The sequence below is a fragment of the Micromonospora sp. NPDC003944 genome (genome assembly GCF_053605225.1).
Genome location: NZ_JBSGIV010000024.1, coordinates 45,999 through 64,288 on the forward strand (window position 1 = coordinate 45,999; position 18,290 = coordinate 64,288).

Consider the following 18,290-nt stretch of genomic DNA (forward strand, 5'->3'; position numbering starts at 1 on the left):
CGGCGGCGGTTGGCCGGTCACGGCGTCCGTTCGTGGGGGCGGACGCCGCGACCGCGCGGGTCAGTCAGAACGCGTGGTACGCGATCAGCGGCTCGTACTCGTACCGCAGGTTCTCGAAGCGGACCCGGAAGTTGACGCCGTCCCGGACGTTCGTCGCCACGGTGATCCAGCCCGAGTTGGCCGGCAGGTAGGTCCAGTAGTTACAGGCGCTCGTCTTGTCCACGAAGATCACACACGCGTCGGTGCCGTACACGCTCGCGTTGCGGACGTTGATGTCGCGACAGCGCGTCGTGGTCCGGTACTGCCCGGCCGAGCCGCCGTAGCGGCCGGTCTCGAAGTACGACCGGACCGCACCGCCGTAACAGGTGGCGAGCGGGGCGAACGCATTCGGCCCCGAGCTGACCGGTGTGGTCGGTGATGTCGGCTCCGCCCGGGCGGGAGTGCCGGTGGCGAGCAGCGCGGTAACCGTGGCGACGGCGAGCAGACGAGCGGTGGGGGATGGCATTCGTTCGCACCTCCGAGAACAGTTGACTGACCGTCCGTATCGGACTGATCATCTGGCCGTGACGATGATACGTATCGATTGATCTCGGCGTTGCCCTGCTGATGTCCGGCTGGTGTGATAGCTCTGTAGGCATGTCCGAGGCCATGCTCAGCAAGGTGCGCAAGCTGCTGGCCCAGGCCGAGGACCCGGCCTGCACGCCGGCCGAGTCGGCCGCGTTCACCGCCAAGGCGACCGAGTTGATCGCCCGTTACGGCGTCGACCGGGCGCTGCTCGCCGCCCGCGACCCGGCCACCGACCCGGTCGGCGATCGGGTGCTCGACGTCGTCGCCCCGTACGCCCGCGACAAGGTCGGCCTGCTCGCCGCGGTGGCCGAGCCGCTGCGCTGCCGCTGCGTACGCCGTCGGCAGGGCAACGGCTTCGCCCTGCACCTCTTCGGCTTCGCCAGCGACCTGGAGCGGGTCGACCTGCTCTTCACCTCACTGCTCGTGCAGGCGGCGCACGGCCTCGCCGCCACCGAGGTGCCCGCGGACGACCACCCCGCCGCCTTCCGCCGCTCCTGGCTTGCCGGTTTCGCCGAGGTGGTCGGTGGCCGGCTCTGGGCGGCCGAGACGGCGGCGGCAAGTGAGTCGGGCGCACCGTCGATGGCGCTGGTGCTCGCCGACCGTTCCGACCGGGTGCAGCGCCGGCTCACCGAGGAGTACCCGCGACTGCGCACCGCACCACCGCGCCGGTTGGGCGGCACCGGCTTCGGCTCGGGGGCGGAAGCCGGCCAACGCGCGAACCTTGGTGGTCGGAACGTCGGCGGCTCCGCTGCCGACCGGCGGCTGGGTCGCTGATCCCGGCGGCTGGGCCGCTGATTCGCTGGCTGGGTCCTTGATCCGCTGGCTCGGTCGTTGATCCGGGTCGTCAGGCCGCCGTGCTGGGGCGGTGGCGCGACACGGTGGCGACGTAGCGGGTGAGCAGCTCGTGCCAACCGGCGGTGAGTGCCGTGCGGTAACCCTCGGCAGCCTCGCCGTGCCGGTCGAAGTGCCGGTGCTCCAGCTCGACCCAGGTGCGCTCCGGGCCTTCGGAATGGAACAGCACCTCGACCTCGCTCGCGCGGGCCGGGTCCGGCACCGGCGCCCGGTCGGGGCCGATCTGCCAGACGAAGACCAGCCGGCGAGGTGGATCCCAGGTGAGCACCCGACCCCAGTCGGCGCGGAAACCGTACGGGCCCAACTCGTAGAGCATGCCGCCGGCCCGAGGCTCCATGCCCAGCTCGGCCAACGCGTCCGGACCGGACCAGGTGTACTCGGTGACCCACCAGTCGGTCAGCTCGTCGGTGAAGACCGCGAACGCGTGCTCGGCGGAGCCCGGGACGAGGAGGCTGCACCGGAGGGAGAACCGGTCGACGTCCTGCCGGATGTCGGCCGGATCAGTCAATTCCTGTCCCATAGGCCCGGACCATACCGGCTGATGCCCGGGTGTGCAGCTTCGCACGGTGCCCGGTTCCAGACAGAGGGTCGTCGAGCCGTCACGGACGGGATGCCCCGCCGGAAAGCGGGTAACCGCGCCGAACGACCGGGGACTCTTTGCAGGCGGCGGGAGATCATGAGCGAGAACGCGCAGCAACGAGAGCCGGACCAGCACGTCGGCGACGCAGCTCCGGACGTCCTGCTCGACATTCCGAAGGTCTCCGTCGACTCCATCCGGCTGGCGGTCGACGGTCTGGAGGCCGACCTGTCGCTGCGCGCCCGGGTCGCCAACCTGCTCCAGGTCGACGCCGGCGTACGGGTGCACCTCAACGGCGGCGAGTTGACAGTCAACGGCGTGAACGCCGAGGCGGAGCTGCGGGTGCGGTTGGAGCAGTTGACCAGGATCCTGGGACGCGCGCTCGACACCCTGGACAACAACCCACACATCATCGAAGCACTTGCGCGTACGGCCGTCGACGATGCCGACCGCAGCACCCAGCAGTTGACCGCCAACGCAGCGGAGCTCAAAGCGAGCCGGCGCTCAAACGGCGGGCCGGAGGGCCGTGGGCCTGCGGGCCTGCGTCCTCGTCCGGAGGGCCGTGAGCCTGCGGGGCTGCGTTCGGAGGGGCGTGAGCCTGTGGGTCAGCGCCTTGAGGGGCGGCGTGCTGAGGGGCGTGAGCCTGGGGCCGGTGCGCCGGGTGGCAGCCGACCTGAAGGCCGGCGCCCCGAGGGGTCACAGCGTCCCGAGGGGTTGCGGCAACCCGAGGAAGAGCGGCCCGGAGGCACGGGTGACGGAGAGCATTCGGCAGGTGCGGCCACGAACGTGCGACACCCTCAGGGATCAGCGGGGTCGGCGGGCGGTGGGAACCGCAACCAGCCTGGTCGGTCGGGTGCGCCCGGTGCGAGCCCGCCCGGTGGTGGCGACAGCGGTCTGCCGGGGCCGGCGCAGGCCGCAGCTCAGAGCGCGGCCCAGGGTGCGGCGCAGCTCGCCGAGCAGGCGGGGGAGACGCTGCGGCAGGCCGGTCGCAGCGTGTGGGAGGCGATCCAGGGCAGCGTGGCGCAGCATCGCCAACAGGGCCGTCGCGACCACTGACAAGGCGGTGTCCCCTGTGCAGCAGGGGTGTTCCCACCCGATGGCCGCGCAGAGGGCGCCAAGACCCGAGCATCTTCAGGGAAACTGCCGCCTCAGCCAGTCAGGAGGCAGCAGTTTCGGTGATAGTGCGTAAAGCGCCGCTCGCAGGCGTGGTCCGAAGCGTCGCCAGGCCACGCTCAATCGCATGATCGTGCTCGATCCTTGATGTAGTGGCCTCGTCCGCGCTTCGAGACCACTGTTTCCTGGATCGAGCACGATCTTGGAGGTGCCGGCGGGACGTGCCGGCGGGACGCGTCGGAAACAGCAAGATCCCCACCTGCGTTTCCGCTGGCGGGGACCTCTGTAGCCCGGCGAAAGGCTATGTGGCCAGGGGCGGGGTCGAACCGCCGACCTTCCGATTTTCAGTCGGACGCTCGTACCAACTGAGCTACCTGGCCGTGTCGCTCGGCTCATGTTACCCGGCAACCGGACGAACCGGCGGCAAGGCGACCTGCTCCGATACGCAGAACGCCGCGCGGGGCGCGGCGTCAGCGCTGCGGTCCTGACGGGACTTGAACCCGCGACCTCCGCCTTGACAGGGCGGCGAGCACTCCAACTGCTCCACAGGACCTAGCTTGTGTTGCTCCGGCTTGCGCCGGTCGTGCCCCCAACGGGATTCGAACCCGTGCTACCGCCTTGAAAGGGCGGCGTCCTGGGCCGCTAGACGATGAGGGCGGCCCCGCCATCATTGCACATTCGCAACTTCAAGCGGACTTGCTCCCATCCGGCCCCGCCGGAGGCTTCGAAAGCATACGTGATGCTCCGTCGGTCGACAAAATCGGTATCGGCAAGGGCTTGGGATGGGCCATAACTGCAGGTCAGAGCGGTGCTAGTGGAGTCGGGTGATGCCGAAGCGCTTCTTCAGGTCGGCGATCACCTTCGGGCACGCGGCGAGGGTCGCGGCCCGATTTCCGCCTCCGTCGTGCAGGAGGACGATCGCGCCGGGGCGGCTGGCGGCGTGGATTCGCTTGCCGATCGTGGCTGCGGTCGGCTTGTCCCAGTCCTGTGGGTCGACCGACCAGTGCAGCGGACGCATCCCGAGGTCCTTGGCCACGCCGAGCACCTCCGACGTCCACCGACCGCCTGGCTGCCGGTAGAACGACACCTTCGTGCCGGGAGCGGCCTCCTGGATGGCCCTGTTGGTGCGGGCAAGGTCGGCCCGGATATCGGCGACAGGTCGCCGGGCGAGATCGAGGTCGTGTCGCCAGCTGTGGTTGCAGAGCTGGTGTCCCTCCCGGACGATCCGCCGGATCAACTCCGGGTGGCGCTGCGCCTCACGACCGACGACGCAGAAGGTAGCGGTCACCTTGGCGGCCTTCAGCTGGTCCAGCACCTTGGGCGTCCAGGCCGGGCTGGGCCCGTCGTCGAATGTGAGGGCCACCGGGCGTACCCCGGTGTTGCGGCCCAGACCGGCGGGGAGCTTGGCCGGCAGCGGCCGCAGCGGCGGTTTGGCCGGCTTGGTGACGCTGGGGCGCGGCGTGGGGGTGGGCGGTGTGGTGGATTCCACAGGCTTCGGCGGGCCGGCGGCGGCGATGGTGCGGTCCGGCTGGGCACAGCCGGACAAGACCAGCGCCACGGCGAGGACGGACGCCAGGGCGGCGCGGGCTTGCATCTGCTCGCTCCCGGAGGGTCGGGGTAGGCGGACCCGCACGACGGTAGTTCACGCCGCCAGCCGGCGACAGTGCGGTCAGTCACGCCCCGACTGGTCGAGGGAATCGCGGACGGCGGCGGAGAGCGAGACCGCCTCGGCCAGGTCGACCGGCCGCACCACCCCGGCGGGCAGCGTGTCGGCGCGCCAGCCGGGGCCGGCGGCGAGCACCAGCAACGGGCGTCGGGGCGCGGCGAGCAGCGCGCCCAGCTGGGCCGGGTCGGCGGTGGCCCGGGTGTGTGACCAGAGCACCACGGCGGCCGGTCCGGTCCGGTTGACCGCCTCGACGAGAGCGGCCACCGGCACCCGCGCGCCGAGCATCCGGTAGCTGACACCGGCCTCCACGAGGGCTGCGGCCAACGCCTCCAGGGGCAGGGTGTGCTGTTCCTCGTCGGCGCAGGAGAGCAGGATCCGGGCCGGCCCGGTGGGGATCTTGGCCCGACTGGCTGCCGCGAGCGCCTCCGAGACGCAGCGGGACACCAGGTGTTCCACCTCGATCAGGCCGGCGGTGGCGGCGTGTCGTTCACCGATGCCGGCGAGCACCGGGCGCAGCAGGTTCTCCCAGGTGGCGACGACACCGCCGGCGGCCAGGGCGTGCGCGATCGTCTCGCTGATCGCCGCCGCGTCCAGCCGCATGGCGGCTCGGGCCAGTCCGCGGGCCGCCGGGCCGGCACGGCCGACCGGGATGGTGCCGCCGCCGTCACGACCGGTCGGGTGGCCCCGGGTGGGGCCGCTGGCGCCGTTGCCGTTGGGCATCGGGTCCGGTGCCTGGCGGGCCCAGCGGGCCGCCTCGGCGGGGCTCACCCCTTCGGCGGTGAGTCGTCGCATGATCTCGAGGCGGGCCAGATCGGAGGGTGTGTACCGGCGGTGGTGGCCGGGGATGTGCTCGCTGGGCCCGAGCCCGTAGCGCTGGTGCCAGGTGCGCAGGGTCGTCACCGCGACACCCAGCCGACGTGCGACGGCACCCGCGCTCAGCGCCTCATCGACCACCCGACCGCTCCGCCGTGTCATCCGCCGACAGTCCGGGCGGGGCCAGGGCGGAACCGGGTGCGCCCGACCGGGGCTCCGAGGGGTGGAGCAGCCGGTGCACCACCCCACCCAGCCAGGGCGCGTACGACCGGGGGTCGCGCTTCAACTCGGCCTCCAGTGCGGTGGGGTCGGCCCACCGCAGCTCGGCCACCTCGTCCGGGTCCGGCAGCAGCGGAGCGCTGGGCAGGAATTCGCCGCGCAGCACGTGGTCGTACTCGAACTCGACCCGACCGGTCGCCGGGTCCTCGGCGTAGTAGAGGTAGATGCCGACCTCGGTCAACTCGATCGGGCCCGCGCCCAACTCCTCGCTCAACCGTCGGTTGGCCGCCTCGACGAGCGACTCCCCGGGCTGTGGGTGGCCGCAGCAGGAGTTTGCCCACCGCAGCGGGAACCGGGTCTTGACGGCGGCTCGGCGCTGGAGCAGCACCTGGCCGTCCGGGTCCACGAGCATCACCGAGAAGGCCCGGTGCAACTGCCCCGGCGGTTGGTGGGAGGCCGTGACGGTCGTCTTACCGTGGGCCGTGCCGTTTTCGTCGACGAGTTCGACGAGGTGCTCCTCGCGGCTGCTCATCGGCCCTCCCCAGTGATTCGGCCGGCGGCGAGCTTGCCGGAGATGAGCACCATCGGCACGCCGACGCCGGGTTGGGTTCCGGAGCCGACGAACACGACGTTCGACAGGTCGCGGTGCAGGTTGGACGGGCGGAACGGGCCGGTCTGGAAGAGGGTGTGCGCGGCGGCGAACGGGGTGCCCGCGGCCATCCCCTGCTCCTCCCACTCGGCGGGGGTGACCGCCCGCACCACCTCGACCCCGGCGCCGAAGCCGACGTAGCCGCGCTCCTCCAGCGTGCCGATCAGTTGGTCGGTGTAGCGCTGGGTCAGGTCGCCGCGCCACTCGAACGGCGCCCGGTGCAGGTTGGGCACCGGGGCGAGCACGTAGTAGGTGTGCCGGTCCGGCGGGGCCACCGCGGGGTCGGTCCGGCTCGGGTTGGTCACCAGGAGCGACGGGTCGGTCATCAGCTCACCTCGCCGAATGACCTCATCGAAGGTGCCCTTCCACTTGCGCCCGAAGTGAATGTTGTGATGGGCGATCTTCGCATAGCCCTGTCGGGAACCGACGTGCAGAACGACGCAGGACGGCGAGTAGGTGAGCTGACGCTTGGGCGCGGCGGGTAGCAGGTCCCGGTAGGCGACCGGCAGGTCGGGGTTGAGCACCACCACGTCCGCGGGCACCAGGTCGCCGTCGGCGGTGAGGACGCCGGTGGCGCGGCCGTTCGCGGTCTCCACCCGGGTCACCGTGGTGTCGTAGCGGATCTGCACGCCGTGCTTCTCGGCCGCGCCGGCCATCGCCCTGGAGACCGCGTGGATACCACCGCGCGGGAAGTAGACCCCGGCCACCGAGTCGAGGTACGCGATGACCGCGTAGATGGCCAGCGCGTCGTGCGGCGCGAGGCCGGCGTACATCGCCTGGAAGGAGAAGATCCGCTGGGTACGCGGGTCGCGGAAGAACTGGTTGATCTTCGTCTGGAGTCGGCGGAAGGCTCCACCGCCGAGCAGCTTGAGCAGGTTGCCGGTGATCAGGTCGGTAGGCGCGTCCAGGTTGCGTTCGATGAAGTCGGTGCGCTCCAACCGCCACAGCTCCCGCGCGTACTCGACGAAACGCAGGTAGCCGTCGGCCTCCCGGGGCCCGCAGACCCGGGAGATCTCGGCCGCCATCCGGGTCGTGTCGGTGAGCACGTCGAGGGTCGAGCCGTCCGGGTAGTACGCCCGGTAGGCGGGGTCGAGCGGGGTGAGGTCCAGCCAGTCGTGCAACTCCTCGCCGACCGCGCCGAGCGCCTCGGCGATCAGGTCGGGCATGGTGAGCACCGTCGGGCCGGTGTCGAACTCGTAGCCGTCGACGCCGAGCCGCCCGGCCCGCCCGCCGGGCATCGGCTCACGCTCCAGCACGGTCACCTGCCGACCGCTGCCGGCCAGGTGCAGTGCGCAGGCAAGCCCGCCCAGCCCGGCCCCGACGACCACCACCCGGTCGGTGCGTCCTGTCACCGTTCGCACGTGACCACCTCCTCGCTCGAGTCGCTCATCAGGCCCGCCGGTTGGTGGCGGCGGTGGCCAGCCCGGTCAGCGCGGTCCGCGCCGTCTGGTCCACGGGCGCGGCGTCGAGCGCGGCCAGCGCGTCGCTCACCCGTTCGGCGATCATCTGCTCGAGCCGGGTCACCGCACCAGTCTCGGCGACAAGCCCGGCGAGCATGTCGACAGGCCCGTCGGCGGCCCGCTCCAATGCGGTGAGCTGGGCCGGTGTGGCCAGCTCACGGGCCAGCATGAGCAGCGTGGTCGGCTTGCCGGTGCGCAGGTCGTCGCCGGCCGGCTTGCCGGTGGCTGCCGGGTCGCCGTAGACGCCGAGCAGGTCGTCGCGGAGCTGGAACGCCTCGCCGACGGCCAGGCCATAACGGGTGTACGCGGAGGCCAGCGGATCGTCGGCGGGCACCCCGGCCAGGCAGGTCCCGAAGAGCAGTGGTCGCTGGACGGTGTAGCTGGCGGTCTTGTAGCGGGCAACCCGCAGCGCCCGATCGACGGACCAACTGGCCGGGTCGTTCTCGCCGAGGACGTCGAGATACTGCCCGGCGACCGTCTCCACCCGCATCTGGTCGTAGCAGCGGCGCACCTCGAAGAGTCGGGTCGACGGCACCGAGGCGTGAGCCAGCAACTGGTCGGCCCAGACCATGCAGAGGTCGCCGATGAGCACGGCGACGGCCTCACCGAACCGATCGGGGTCACCTCGGTGGCCGGCGGCGATGTGCTGCTCGGCGAGCGCGACGTGTGCGGTGGGTCGGCCACGGCGGGTGGTGGACGCGTCCATCACGTCGTCGTGCACCAGCGCGAAGGTGTGCAGCAGCTCCAGCGCGGCCAGCGCCGGCAGCACGGGCGGCAGCGCCGCGGTGCCACCGACCGCCCCGCGCCAACCCCAGTAGGCGAACGTGGACCGGATTCGTTTGCCGCCGGCCAGGACGGCCTCCCGCGCGGTGGCGGCGAAGTGGCCCATCGATGCGTCGATGTCGTTGAGGGTGTCGACCTCGGCGGTGAGGAAGGTGTCCAGGGTCTCGTCGACCGCAGTCACGAGGTCGTGGGTGTACGCGGCCAGAACGGCGCGGACCGGATCGTCCCCGTCCCCCGGCCCTGCCGGCGCCACGCGGGTCACGTTGCCCGCTACTGCGTCGTTGGCCATGCGGCTGAGCGTACCCTAGGCTACGAGTTGCGTCGATTGGTGCGTCGATAATTGAGGAGGGCCGGTGGAAACTGATCTCACCGCTGCCTATGGCCGGTGTCGTGAGCTGCACAAACGCCACGGCCGCACCTACTATCTCGCCACCCGCCTGTTGCCCGCTTGGAAACGACGACATGTGCACGCCCTCTACGGCTTCACCCGGTACGCGGACGAGATAGTCGACCGCACCGAGGACCTGCCGCCGGCCGAGCGCGCGGCTCGTCTGGACCACTGGGCCAGCCAGTTCATGGCCGGTCTGCGCGGTGCGTCGGTCGACGACCCGCTGTTGCCGGCGGTGCTGCACACGATCGCCGTCTTCGATCTCGACCGGGACGACTTCGCGTCGTTTCTGAAGAGCATGGCGATGGACCTGACCGTCACCGCGTACCCGACCTACGATCACCTGCTCGACTACATGGAGGGCTCGGCGGCGGTCATCGGCACCATGATGCTGCCGATCCTGGGCAGCTCCGACCCGGTGGCGGCCCGGGAGCCGGCCCGGCAGCTCGGCTTCGCCTTCCAGCTCACCAACTTCATCCGGGACGTCGCCGAGGACCTCGACCGGGGCCGCACCTACCTGCCGGACGAGGACATGGCGAAGTTCGGGGTCACCCGCGAGGAACTGGCCGAGGCTCGCGCCCAGGGCCGTGTCACGCCTCGGATCCGCGAGCTGATCGAGTACGAGGTGACCCGCGCCCAGGCGCACTACGCCGCCGCCGCGCCGGGCATCACCATGCTGGCGCCCGCCTCGCAGGCCTGCATGCGCACCGCGTACGCGCTCTACGGCGGCATCCTCGACGAGGTGGCCGCGCAGGGCTACGACGTCTTCACCCGGCGGGCCCTGGTGCCGCAGCGGCGACGGATGGCGGTGGCCGCGCGGGCTCTGCTCAGCTCGACAGGTACGCCGGTCGTCATCCCCGGGCCGACGATCCCCCTGGAGGGCCGGTGACCGCGAGTACGGCGGTCGTGCTCCTCACCCGCGACCTGCGGGTGCACGACCACCCGGCGCTCGCCACCACCTGCGCGGCCTTCGACCGGGTGGTGCCGCTGTACGTGCTCGACCCGGCCCTGGCCAGGCTGTCGGCCAACCGCACCCGGTTCCTGCACCAGGCCCTCGCCGACCTGCGCGCCCAGTTGCGCGACCTCGGTGGCGACCTGGTGGTGCGGCACGGCGACCCGGTGGCCGAGACGATCCGGCTCGCCGAAGAGGTCGGTGCCACGGCGATCGCACTCAGCGCCGACGTGAGCCGTTACGCCAGTCGCCGGGAGCGGCGACTACGCGCCGAGTGTGAGCGCCATCGACTGCACCTGCGCCTGTTCCCCGGGCTGACCGTGGTCGAGCCGGGCGCGTTGCGCCCCGGTGGCGGCGGTGACCACTACCGGGTGTTCAGCCCCTACCACCGGGCCTGGGCCGCCAAGCAGTGGCGCGAGGAGTTGGCCCCGCCGCGCCGGATCACGCTGCCCGACGGCGTACGCGTGGGCCGGCTGCCGGCGTTGCCAGCCGGCGACTCGCCGGACGCGGCGATCGGCGGTGAACGGGTCGCCCGGCAGCGGCTCACCGACTGGCTGCCCGACCTGACCCGGTACGGCGATCAGCACGACGACATGGCCGGCGACGACACCTCCCGGCTCAGCCCGTACCTGCGCTTCGGCTGCGTGTCGCCGCTGGCGGTGGCGAACCGCGCCGGCGACCGGTCCGGCCCGTTCGTCCGGCAGCTCTGCTGGCGGGACTTCTACTACCAGGTCACTGCCGCCTTCCCGGAGATCTCGACAGCGGCGTACCGGCGGGGTGCCACCGAGCAGTGGCGCTACGACGACGACGCGTCGACGGCCTGGGCCGAGGGCCGCACCGGGATGCCGATCGTGGACGCCGGGATGCGGCAGATGCGGACGCAGGGCTGGATGCACAACCGGGCCCGCCTGATCACCGCCGGCTACCTGACCAAGCACCTCGGGCAGGACTGGCGGTCCGGGGTGACGGTGTTCTTCCGCTGGCTGCTCGACGGGGACGTGGCGAACAACTCCGGCAACTGGCAGTGGGTCGCCGGCACGGGCAACGACACGAAGCCCTACCGGGGGTTCAACCCGGTCCGGCAGGCCGAGCGGTACGACCCGGACGGCGACTACGTGCGTCGGTGGGTGCCCGAGCTGGCCGGGGTGCAGGGCAAGGCGGTGCACCAACCGTGGCGACTGCCCGACCAGCTCCGGAGCACGCTCGACTACCCGCCGCCGCTGTCGGTGCCCGGCACCGACCCGGTCTGGCTGCGCTGATCTTCCGGTCGCCTCAGAGCACGGAGTGCAACGCCTCGACAAGCTCGTCCACCCGGTCGTGCTCGGCCAGGTGCGCGGTGGCGTACGCGAAGACGTAGCCGCGCTCGGGGTCGGCCCAGGCGCTGCTGCCACCGATGCCGCCCATGCCCCAACTGCCGTCCGGCTCCCGCTGCATGCCGAGCGTCCACTGGACCTGGCGGTCGAGCACCAGGTCCGGCCCGTCGTACTGGACCCCCGTCGCCTCCGCGATCAGGCCCTGGTCGACAAGCCGGACGCCGTCCAGCACGCCACCCGCCAGCAGACCCGCGTAGAGCCGGGCCAGGCCTGACCCGGTGGCGTGCAGGTTGACGGCGGGCATCTCGGCGCCCCGCCAGAGCGGGGGTGGCCGCCGCTGCGCGTGCCGCCGACCAGATCCACGACCGGCTGTCCGTCGTACCAGATGGTCAGGCCGGCGCCGGTCTCCCGACCGGAGGCGAGCAGGTCGTGGAAGCAGTCCCGGACCGGGGTGAAGCGAGCGTGCATCCGGCCACGGTAAGCGTCCGGGCTGGTGAGCGTGCCGACTTTTCCACCGACCCCGGTGGTCCGGGTGCTGTCGCTGGGGGATGCTGATCCGTGTGGCGGAGGCAGAGCTTGTGGACGTGGTCGTGGTCGGGCTCGGTGTCGGCGGCGAGGAGGTGGCCGAACGGCTCGCCGAGGCCGGCCTGAGCGTCGTCGGCGTCGAACGGGATCTGGTCGGCGGGGAGTGCCCCTACTGGGGCTGCATCCCGAGCAAGATGATGATCAGAGCGGCGAACGCGCTCGCCGAGGCCCGCCGGGTCGACGGGCTCGCCGGAACGGCGCAGGTCCAGCCGGACTGGGCGCCCGTGGCCAAGCGGATCCGCGAGGAGGCCACCGACACCTGGGACGACACGGTCGCTGCCGAACGGTTCATCGGCAAGGGCGGCCGGCTCGTGCGGGGCAGCGGCCGGCTCGACGGTCCGCGCCGGGTCCGGGTCGGGGACCAGGTGTTCGAGGCCCGGCACGGGGTGGTGCTGGGCACCGGCACCCGTCCGTCGGTGCCGCCGATCGACGGCCTGGCCGACACGCCGTACTGGACCAACCACCAGGCGATCGAGGCCGAGGAGTTGCCGGAGTCGATGCTCGTGCTCGGTGGCGGCGCGATCGGTCTGGAGCTGGCGCAGGTCTTCGCCCGCTTCGGCGTCCGGGTCACGGTGGTCGAGGCGCTCGACCGGGTGCTGGCCGTCGAGGAGCCCGAGGCGTCCGAGGTCGCCGCCGCGGCGCTGCGCGCCGACGGCGTGGAAATCCACACCGGGGTACGCGCCGAACGGGTCGAACACGACGGGGCCAGGTTCACCCTTCGCGGCAGCGGCGGCACGGAGTTCACCGCCGAACGACTGCTGGTGGTGACCGGCCGCAAGGCCCACCTGGCCGAACTGGGTCTGGACACGATCGGCCTGGACGCCAGCCAGCGTTACCTCCCGGTCGACGACCGGCTGCACGTCACCGACCATGTCTGGGCGGTCGGCGACCTGACCGGCGAGGGCGCCTTCACCCACATCGCCATGTACCAGGCGGGCATCGTGATCGCCGACATCCTGGCCCGCGCCCGGCAGGCGAAGGCGGGCGCGGACGCCAGCGGCACATCGAGCGTGGTCGGCGGAGCGATGGGCGCGTCCAGCTCGCTGGCCGCCAGCGGCTCGAGTGGGTCGGCCGGCACCGTCCCGCGCGCCGACTACCGCGCGCTGCCCCGGGTGACCTTCACCGATCCCGAGATCGGTGCGGTCGGGCTCACCGAGCAGCAGGCCCGTGAGCGCGGCATCAACGTCCAGGTGGGCTTCACCCAACTCGGCAGCTCGACCCGGGGTTGGATCCACCGGGTCGGGGACGACGGTTTCATCAAGGTCGTGGCCGACGCCGACCAGGGCGTGCTCATCGGTGCGACCTCGGTCGGCCCGGCCGGCGGCGAGGTGCTGTCCGCACTTGTGGTGGCGGTGCACGCGGCGGTGCCGTTGAGTCAGCTCCGGCACATGATCTACGCGTACCCGACCTTCCACCGGGCCATCGAAACCGCCCTACGCGACCTGTCCTGACGCCGACAGCGGCGCGCGGCTCGCGCGGCGCGTGCGGCTCGCGCATGATCCACTCGTGTTTCAGAAAGTCGCGGCATCCGAGGCGTCGTGACACCGCGACATCCTGAAAACCGAGTCGATCAGATACGGCGGCCAGCCAGCAAGCGCCGGGCAATTCGCTGTTCATTTCTTTCATCCAGGTGACGTACGATTGCGACCGTGACCAAGCGGTTGACTGAAGTTGCCAAGAAAGCCGGCGTCAGCGAGGCCACCGTCAGCCGGGTGCTCAACGGCCGCGACGGAGTCTCCGAGGCGACCCGGACCGCCGTGCTGACCGCGCTTGACGTGCTCGGTTACGAGCGGCCGACCAAGCTGCGCGGCGAACGCGCCCGGCTGGTCGGGCTGGTGCTGCCCGAGTTGCAGAACCCGATCTTCCCGGCGTTGGCCGAGGTCGTCACCGGCACTCTCGCCCAGCGCGGTTACACCCCGGCGCTCTGTGCCCGGACCATCGGCGGGGTCTCCGAAATGGACTACGTGGAGATGCTCCTCGACCATCAGGTCTCCGGGGTGATCTTCGCCGGTGGCTCGTACGCGCTCGCCGACGCTCGACACGACCACTACCGTCGGCTGACCGACCGAGGGCTTCCGGTCGTGCTTGTCAACGCGGGTGTGGACGAGCTGGGTTTCCCCCGGGTCTCCACCGACGACGCGGTGGCGGTGGAGCAGGCGTACGGGCACCTGCGGTCGCTCGGGCACGAACGGATCGGGCTGGTGCTCGGCCCGGAGGGGCATGTGCCGTCCCGGCGTAAGTTCGACGCGATGGTCCAGGCGGCGGGCTGGGACGAGGGCGACGCCGAGTGCGTGGAGCGCTCCAGCTTCTCGATGGAGGGGGCGCGGGTCGCCGCGACGAAGCTTCTCGAGCGGGGCGTGACCGGCATCATCTGCGCCAGCGACGTGCTGGCGCTTGGCACGATCCGCGCGGCTCGGCGGTTGGGGCGTTCGGTGCCGGCCGACGTGTCGGTGGTGGGTTTCGACGACTCCGCCTTCATGACGTGCACCGACCCGCCGTTGACCACGGTGCGGCAGCCCATCGAGACGATGGGGCAGGCCGCCGTCGATCTGCTGGTCACCCAGATCGAGGGTGCCGGCGTCCTGCAGGACGAGCTGCTGTTCGAGCCGGAGTTGGTGGTGCGGGGTTCCACCGCGCCCGCACCCGGCCGTTAGGGACCACACCGAACGACGCTTCGGCCGTCGACCGCCTCGCGCGGTCGGCGGCCGTTTTCGTCGTTGCTCGCCACGGCCGGAATCGATCAAGCCGAATGACCGTCCATAAGCAATCAATAGCCAACAAATCGGTCTGCTTTCACTGACTTGCCAACATCTGTCGTAACCACGTCGTGTCCTTTCGGAACAGGGTCGATACCTTGCTGAAATGAGTCGGCCTCGCTACAGTGACTCCACTCACACCTGGCTCCGACGCAGCTACTGGGCGTCAGGTCGTATCACCGCAGATCAGCGAAGGTCATTGGAGTCACCCGTTCCCGAAGGGATGGACAGATGTCCGTACCGCAATACCGAAAGGCTGCGGCGGTCGCGCTCGTGGCCGGCCTGGGGCTCAGCCTCACGGCGTGCTCCACGAAGAGCGACGACAAGGGCTCGAACGCCAGCGGCAAGGTCACCATCACGGTCGACTGTCAGCCGGTCGGCGCGCAGAAGGAGCTGCTGAAGAACTGGAACGACGACGTCGCCGAGTTCCAGAAGCAGAACCCGGACATCACCATCAAGAGCGTCAGCGTCGGCGAGCAGTGCAACAACCCGCCGGACTTCACCGCCCGCCTCGCCGGCGGCACGGTCACCGACGTCTTCTACGGCTACATGACCGATCTCCAGCAGGTGCTCGACTCCGGCCAGGCGATGGACATCAGCTCGCACGTCAACAAGGACGCGATCGCGACCTGGGACAGCGTCGACCCGGCGCTCAAGGAGGTCTTCACCGACGGCGGCAAGCTCTACGCCGTCCCGGTGAAGAACTACTCGATGGGCCTGGTCTACAACAAGGTCCTGTTCCAGCAGGCCGGGCTGGACGTGAACAACCCGCCGAAGACCTGGGCCGAGGTCCGGGCCGCCGCCAAGAAGATCTCCGCGCTCGGCAACGGCATCGCCGGCTACTCGGAGTACAGCGCCGGCAACACCGGCGGCTGGCACTTCACCTCCCTGCTCTACTCGCAGGGCGGCCGGGTGCTGACCGAGGACGGCAAGAAGGCCGACTTCAACAACCCCATGGGCAAGCAGGTCCTGCAGAACCTCAAGGACATGCGGTACGGCGACAACAGCATGGGCGCCCGTCAGCTGCTGCAGTGGGGCGACCTGCTGACGAACGCCGGCGCGGGCAAGGTCGGCATGTTCATCGGCGCGCCGGACGCCACCCAGGCCATCGTCAGCCAGTTCCAGGGCAAGTTCCAGGACTGGGCGATGGCTCCGCTGCCCGGCCAGGACAGCGCGGCGAAGGGGACGCTCGGTGGTGGCGAGGGCTACTTCTTCAAGAAGGACCTCACTCCCGAGCAGGTCAAGGCCGGTCTGAAGTGGATCGCGTACCAGAAGCTCACCCCGGGCAAGGGCCAGTTCGACTACGTCCGGGCCAAGCCGCAGAACTACCCGGTGGGTCTGCCCCAGCCGCTGCTCTTCGCCAACGGCAGCGACGCGCAGAAGCAGGAGCTGGAGCTGCGGAAGGCCAACGCGAACGTCGACACGGCGAACTTCGCGCTCTTCGAGGCGACCCCGGTCCCGATCAAGGGTGAGCCGCGCAACGCCCAGGCCGTCTACGCGGTGCTCGACGCCGCGATGTCCGGGGTGCTGACCAACCCGAACTCGAACATCGACGCACTGCTCAAGACCGCCGAGGAGAAGGTCAACCAGCTCCTCGCTGCCGAGAGCTGACCGATCGTGTGGGGGCCGGTACGCCGACCCGGCCCCCACACTCCTCGCCCCGCATCGTCGACGTCACCGACTCACCCAGGAGTTGCCTTGGCGATCACCACCGTCCCGGAGACCCGCAGGAAACCGGGCCGCCCGCCGTCGCCGTACTCGACGAGGCCGCAGCGCACCAGCCTCGGCCGCAAGGTACGGGACAACCTGACCGGTCACGCGTTCCTGATCGGGGCGGTGCTCTGCTTCGTCGTCTTCTCCTGGTACCCGATGATCCGCGGCATCGTCATGAGCTTCCAACGCACCCGGCGCGGCGAGACCACCTGGGTGGGCTGGGACAACTACTCCCGCATCATCGCCGACCCGAGCTTCTGGACGGCCTGGCAGAACACGTTCTACTTCACGGTGCTCGCGCTCGCCCTCGGCTACGTGGTGCCGTTCTTCGTGGCGATCCTGCTCAACGAGTTCCGGCACGGCAAGGGCTACCTGCGGATCCTGGTCTACCTGCCGGTGATGCTGCCGCCGGCCTCCGCGTTGTTCCTCTTCAAGTTCTACGCGTACGACCCCAGCGAGGCGGGTCTCTTCAACGCGATCCTGAAGGCGCTGCACCTGCCCACCTCGCAGTGGATGCAGTCACCCGAGATGACGATGCCGGCGATGGTGGTCGCGTCTACCTGGATGAACATGGGCGGCGCGGTGCTCATCTACCTGGCGTCGTTGCAGAACATCCCCGGCGAGCTGTACGAGGCGGCCGAACTGGACGGCGCCGGGATCTGGCGGCGGATCGTGCACGTCACGATCCCGCAGACCCGGCTCATCCTCGCGCTCCTGGCGATGCTGCAGATCGTCGCCACCATGCAGCTCTTCATCGAGCCACTGATCCTCGCCAACGGTGCGGGCGCGGAGGACTCCGCGACCTCGGTGGCGTACCTCATCTACCAGCACGGGTTCTTCCAGAACGACCTCAACGGCGCCGCCGCGCTGGGCGTGATCATGCTCGTGGTGCTTGCCGGCTTCTCCGCCGTGTACGTGCGGCTGACTGCGAAACAGGACTAGGACGGCGAGGAATGGCACAGGATTCCGGAACCCGGACCCTCATCTCCCAGACCCAGATCAGCCGGGGGCGCGGCAAGGTCATCTACTGGACGCTGCTGGTCATCGTCGTGGCGGGGTTCACGCTCGTCTTCCTCGGCCCGCTCTACTGGATGGTCACCGGCGCGCTCAAGTCCGGCCAGGAGATCGCGCAGACCCCACCCTCGCTGTTCCCGAAGGATCCGCAGCCGCAGAACTACATCGACGCGTGGAACAACCTGGCCCTCGCCAAGCTGCTGTTCAACACCTTCTACTACGCGATCGGCGCGGTGCTGTTCCAACTGGTCTTCGACAGCGCCGCCGCGTACTCGTTGTCCAAGCTCCGACCGATCTTCGGCAACGCGATCCTCGGCCTGATGCTGGCGACGCTGATGATCCCGGCGATGGTCCTCATCGTGCCGCAGTACGTGACGGTGCTCGACCTGCCGATCCTGCACATCAACCTGCTGGACTCACCGTTCGCCATCTGGCTGCCGATGGTCGCCAACGCGTTCAACATCTTCCTGTTGAAACGGTTCTTCGACTCGATCCCCGAGGAGCTGATGGCGGCGGCCCTGATGGACGGGGCGTCGTCGCTGCGTACGCTCTGGTCGATCATCCTGCCGCTGTCGCGCCCCATCCTCGGCGTCGTCTCGATCTTCGCCGTGACGGCGGTGTGGAAGGACTTCCTCTGGCCGAAGCTGGTCATGCCCTCGCCCGAGACCCGGACGGTCAGCGTCGGCATCTACACCTTCGCCGGCGGCACACCGATGAACGTGGTGATCGCCGCGTCGGTCATCGCCGCGATCCCGACGGTCATCATCTTCCTGATCTTCCAACGGAACATCATGTCCGGTCTGACCACGGGCAGCATCAAGGGATAGCCACCACCGCATCCTCCCGCGCGGCGAACAACGACAGTTCGCC

17 protein-coding genes and 3 tRNA genes are annotated in these 18,290 nt (G+C 70.3%); 9 read left to right on the forward strand and 11 right to left on the reverse strand.

Annotated elements, in window-relative coordinates:
* Positions 1 to 64 precede the first annotated feature (64 nt).
* Positions 65 to 505: a hypothetical protein gene (locus tag ACWER9_RS14505; RefSeq protein WP_452302291.1), complete on the reverse strand. Its 441-nt coding sequence runs from the start codon at positions 503 to 505 to the stop codon at positions 65 to 67.
* Positions 506 to 636: 131 nt separating this feature from the next.
* Here ACWER9_RS14505 and ACWER9_RS14510 point away from each other — a divergent pair, with 131 nt between their 5' ends.
* Positions 637 to 1,341: a DUF2786 domain-containing protein gene (locus ACWER9_RS14510; RefSeq protein ID WP_452302292.1), complete on the forward strand. Its 705-nt coding sequence runs from the start codon at positions 637 to 639 to the stop codon at positions 1,339 to 1,341.
* Between the two features lie 70 nt (positions 1,342 to 1,411).
* On the opposite strand, the gene ACWER9_RS14515 is transcribed toward ACWER9_RS14510, so the two are convergent.
* Complete coding sequence (locus ACWER9_RS14515; protein WP_452302293.1) at positions 1,412 to 1,939, reverse strand: SRPBCC family protein; 528 nt, start codon at positions 1,937 to 1,939, stop codon at positions 1,412 to 1,414.
* Positions 1,940 to 2,095: 156 nt separating this feature from the next.
* On the opposite strand from ACWER9_RS14515, the gene ACWER9_RS14520 reads away from it, so the two are divergent.
* Positions 2,096 to 3,052, forward strand: a complete 957-nt coding sequence (locus ACWER9_RS14520) for a hypothetical protein (protein ID WP_452302294.1) — start codon at positions 2,096 to 2,098, stop codon at positions 3,050 to 3,052.
* Positions 3,053 to 3,415: 363 nt separating this feature from the next.
* Here the strand turns inward: ACWER9_RS14520 and ACWER9_RS14525 are convergent.
* From ACWER9_RS14525 to ACWER9_RS14560, 8 genes are all read right to left on the reverse strand, one after another.
* Positions 3,416 to 3,489: transfer RNA gene (locus ACWER9_RS14525), tRNA-Phe, on the reverse strand.
* A 99-nt stretch (positions 3,490 to 3,588) separates the two neighbouring features.
* Positions 3,589 to 3,662 (reverse strand) — tRNA-Asp (locus ACWER9_RS14530).
* Positions 3,663 to 3,693: 31 nt separating this feature from the next.
* Positions 3,694 to 3,766: transfer RNA gene (locus ACWER9_RS14535), tRNA-Glu, on the reverse strand.
* A 154-nt stretch (positions 3,767 to 3,920) separates the two neighbouring features.
* The gene (locus ACWER9_RS14540) at positions 3,921 to 4,703 is read right to left on the reverse strand and encodes a polysaccharide deacetylase family protein (RefSeq protein ID WP_452302295.1); all 783 of its coding nucleotides are present in this window, start codon (positions 4,701 to 4,703) and stop codon (positions 3,921 to 3,923) included.
* 75 nt (positions 4,704 to 4,778) lie between these two features.
* Positions 4,779 to 5,729 carry a MerR family transcriptional regulator gene (locus ACWER9_RS14545; protein ID WP_452302326.1) on the reverse strand — a complete coding sequence of 317 codons (951 nt, stop codon included), beginning with the start codon at positions 5,727 to 5,729 and terminating at the stop codon, positions 4,779 to 4,781.
* On the reverse strand, positions 5,719 to 6,339 hold the full coding sequence (gene idi / locus ACWER9_RS14550) for an isopentenyl-diphosphate Delta-isomerase (protein WP_452302296.1): 621 nt from the start codon (positions 6,337 to 6,339) through the stop codon (positions 5,719 to 5,721). Before idi ends, ACWER9_RS14545 begins: the two co-directional genes overlap by 11 nt.
* Positions 6,336 to 7,817 carry a phytoene desaturase family protein gene (gene crtI / locus ACWER9_RS14555; protein WP_452302297.1) on the reverse strand — a complete coding sequence of 494 codons (1,482 nt, stop codon included), beginning with the start codon at positions 7,815 to 7,817 and terminating at the stop codon, positions 6,336 to 6,338. Before crtI ends, idi begins: the two co-directional genes overlap by 4 nt.
* A gap of 28 nt (positions 7,818 to 7,845) precedes the next feature.
* On the reverse strand, positions 7,846 to 8,988 hold the full coding sequence (locus tag ACWER9_RS14560) for a polyprenyl synthetase family protein (RefSeq protein WP_452302298.1): 1,143 nt from the start codon (positions 8,986 to 8,988) through the stop codon (positions 7,846 to 7,848).
* Between the two features lie 64 nt (positions 8,989 to 9,052).
* Here ACWER9_RS14560 and ACWER9_RS14565 point away from each other — a divergent pair, with 64 nt between their 5' ends.
* On the forward strand, positions 9,053 to 9,976 hold the full coding sequence (locus ACWER9_RS14565) for a phytoene/squalene synthase family protein (RefSeq protein WP_452302299.1): 924 nt from the start codon (positions 9,053 to 9,055) through the stop codon (positions 9,974 to 9,976).
* Entirely contained in the window at positions 9,973 to 11,298 is a 1,326-nt protein-coding gene (locus tag ACWER9_RS14570) for a cryptochrome/photolyase family protein (RefSeq protein ID WP_452302300.1), read from the forward strand. Before ACWER9_RS14565 ends, ACWER9_RS14570 begins: the two co-directional genes overlap by 4 nt.
* 13 nt (positions 11,299 to 11,311) lie before the next feature.
* On the opposite strand, the gene ACWER9_RS14575 is transcribed toward ACWER9_RS14570, so the two are convergent.
* A complete protein-coding gene (locus ACWER9_RS14575; RefSeq protein ID WP_452302327.1) occupies positions 11,312 to 11,908 on the reverse strand; it encodes a serine hydrolase in 597 nt (198 codons plus the stop codon).
* Between ACWER9_RS14575 and ACWER9_RS14580 the strand changes: the two genes are divergently transcribed.
* The 5 genes from ACWER9_RS14580 (at position 11,901) to ACWER9_RS14600 (ending at position 18,247) form a co-directional block, all read left to right on the forward strand.
* The gene (locus ACWER9_RS14580) at positions 11,901 to 13,388 is read left to right on the forward strand and encodes a dihydrolipoyl dehydrogenase family protein (RefSeq protein ID WP_452302301.1); all 1,488 of its coding nucleotides are present in this window, start codon (positions 11,901 to 11,903) and stop codon (positions 13,386 to 13,388) included. The two genes, ACWER9_RS14575 and ACWER9_RS14580, sit on opposite strands and share 8 nt — an antisense overlap.
* 198 nt (positions 13,389 to 13,586) lie before the next feature.
* Positions 13,587 to 14,591: a LacI family DNA-binding transcriptional regulator gene (locus ACWER9_RS14585; protein ID WP_452302302.1), complete on the forward strand. Its 1,005-nt coding sequence runs from the start codon at positions 13,587 to 13,589 to the stop codon at positions 14,589 to 14,591.
* 333 nt (positions 14,592 to 14,924) lie between these two features.
* Positions 14,925 to 16,304, forward strand: a complete 1,380-nt coding sequence (locus tag ACWER9_RS14590; RefSeq protein ID WP_452302303.1) for an ABC transporter substrate-binding protein — start codon at positions 14,925 to 14,927, stop codon at positions 16,302 to 16,304.
* A gap of 87 nt (positions 16,305 to 16,391) precedes the next feature.
* Positions 16,392 to 17,348: a carbohydrate ABC transporter permease gene (locus tag ACWER9_RS14595; RefSeq protein WP_452302304.1), complete on the forward strand. Its 957-nt coding sequence runs from the start codon at positions 16,392 to 16,394 to the stop codon at positions 17,346 to 17,348.
* An 11-nt stretch (positions 17,349 to 17,359) separates the two neighbouring features.
* Positions 17,360 to 18,247 carry a carbohydrate ABC transporter permease gene (locus tag ACWER9_RS14600; RefSeq protein WP_366605994.1) on the forward strand — a complete coding sequence of 296 codons (888 nt, stop codon included), beginning with the start codon at positions 17,360 to 17,362 and terminating at the stop codon, positions 18,245 to 18,247.
* Positions 18,248 to 18,290: the final 43 nt, after the last annotated feature.

What these genes read in the sequence shown, in the direction of transcription:
- ACWER9_RS14505 (WP_452302291.1), bottom strand. Translation starts at nt 505, where the DNA reads ATGCCATCCCCCACCGCTCGTCTGCTCGCCGTCGCCACGGTTACCGCG.
- ACWER9_RS14510 (WP_452302292.1), top strand. Translation starts at nt 637, where the DNA reads ATGTCCGAGGCCATGCTCAGCAAGGTGCGCAAGCTGCTGGCCCAGGCC.
- ACWER9_RS14515 (WP_452302293.1), bottom strand. Translation starts at nt 1,939, where the DNA reads ATGGGACAGGAATTGACTGATCCGGCCGACATCCGGCAGGACGTCGAC.
- ACWER9_RS14520 (WP_452302294.1), top strand. Translation starts at nt 2,096, where the DNA reads ATGAGCGAGAACGCGCAGCAACGAGAGCCGGACCAGCACGTCGGCGAC.
- ACWER9_RS14540 (WP_452302295.1), bottom strand. Translation starts at nt 4,703, where the DNA reads ATGCAAGCCCGCGCCGCCCTGGCGTCCGTCCTCGCCGTGGCGCTGGTC.
- idi (WP_452302296.1), bottom strand. Translation starts at nt 6,339, where the DNA reads ATGAGCAGCCGCGAGGAGCACCTCGTCGAACTCGTCGACGAAAACGGC.
- ACWER9_RS14560 (WP_452302298.1), bottom strand. Translation starts at nt 8,988, where the DNA reads ATGGCCAACGACGCAGTAGCGGGCAACGTGACCCGCGTGGCGCCGGCA.
- ACWER9_RS14580 (WP_452302301.1), top strand. Translation starts at nt 11,901, where the DNA reads ATGCTGATCCGTGTGGCGGAGGCAGAGCTTGTGGACGTGGTCGTGGTC.
- ACWER9_RS14590 (WP_452302303.1), top strand. Translation starts at nt 14,925, where the DNA reads ATGTCCGTACCGCAATACCGAAAGGCTGCGGCGGTCGCGCTCGTGGCC.
- ACWER9_RS14600 (WP_366605994.1), top strand. Translation starts at nt 17,360, where the DNA reads ATGGCACAGGATTCCGGAACCCGGACCCTCATCTCCCAGACCCAGATC.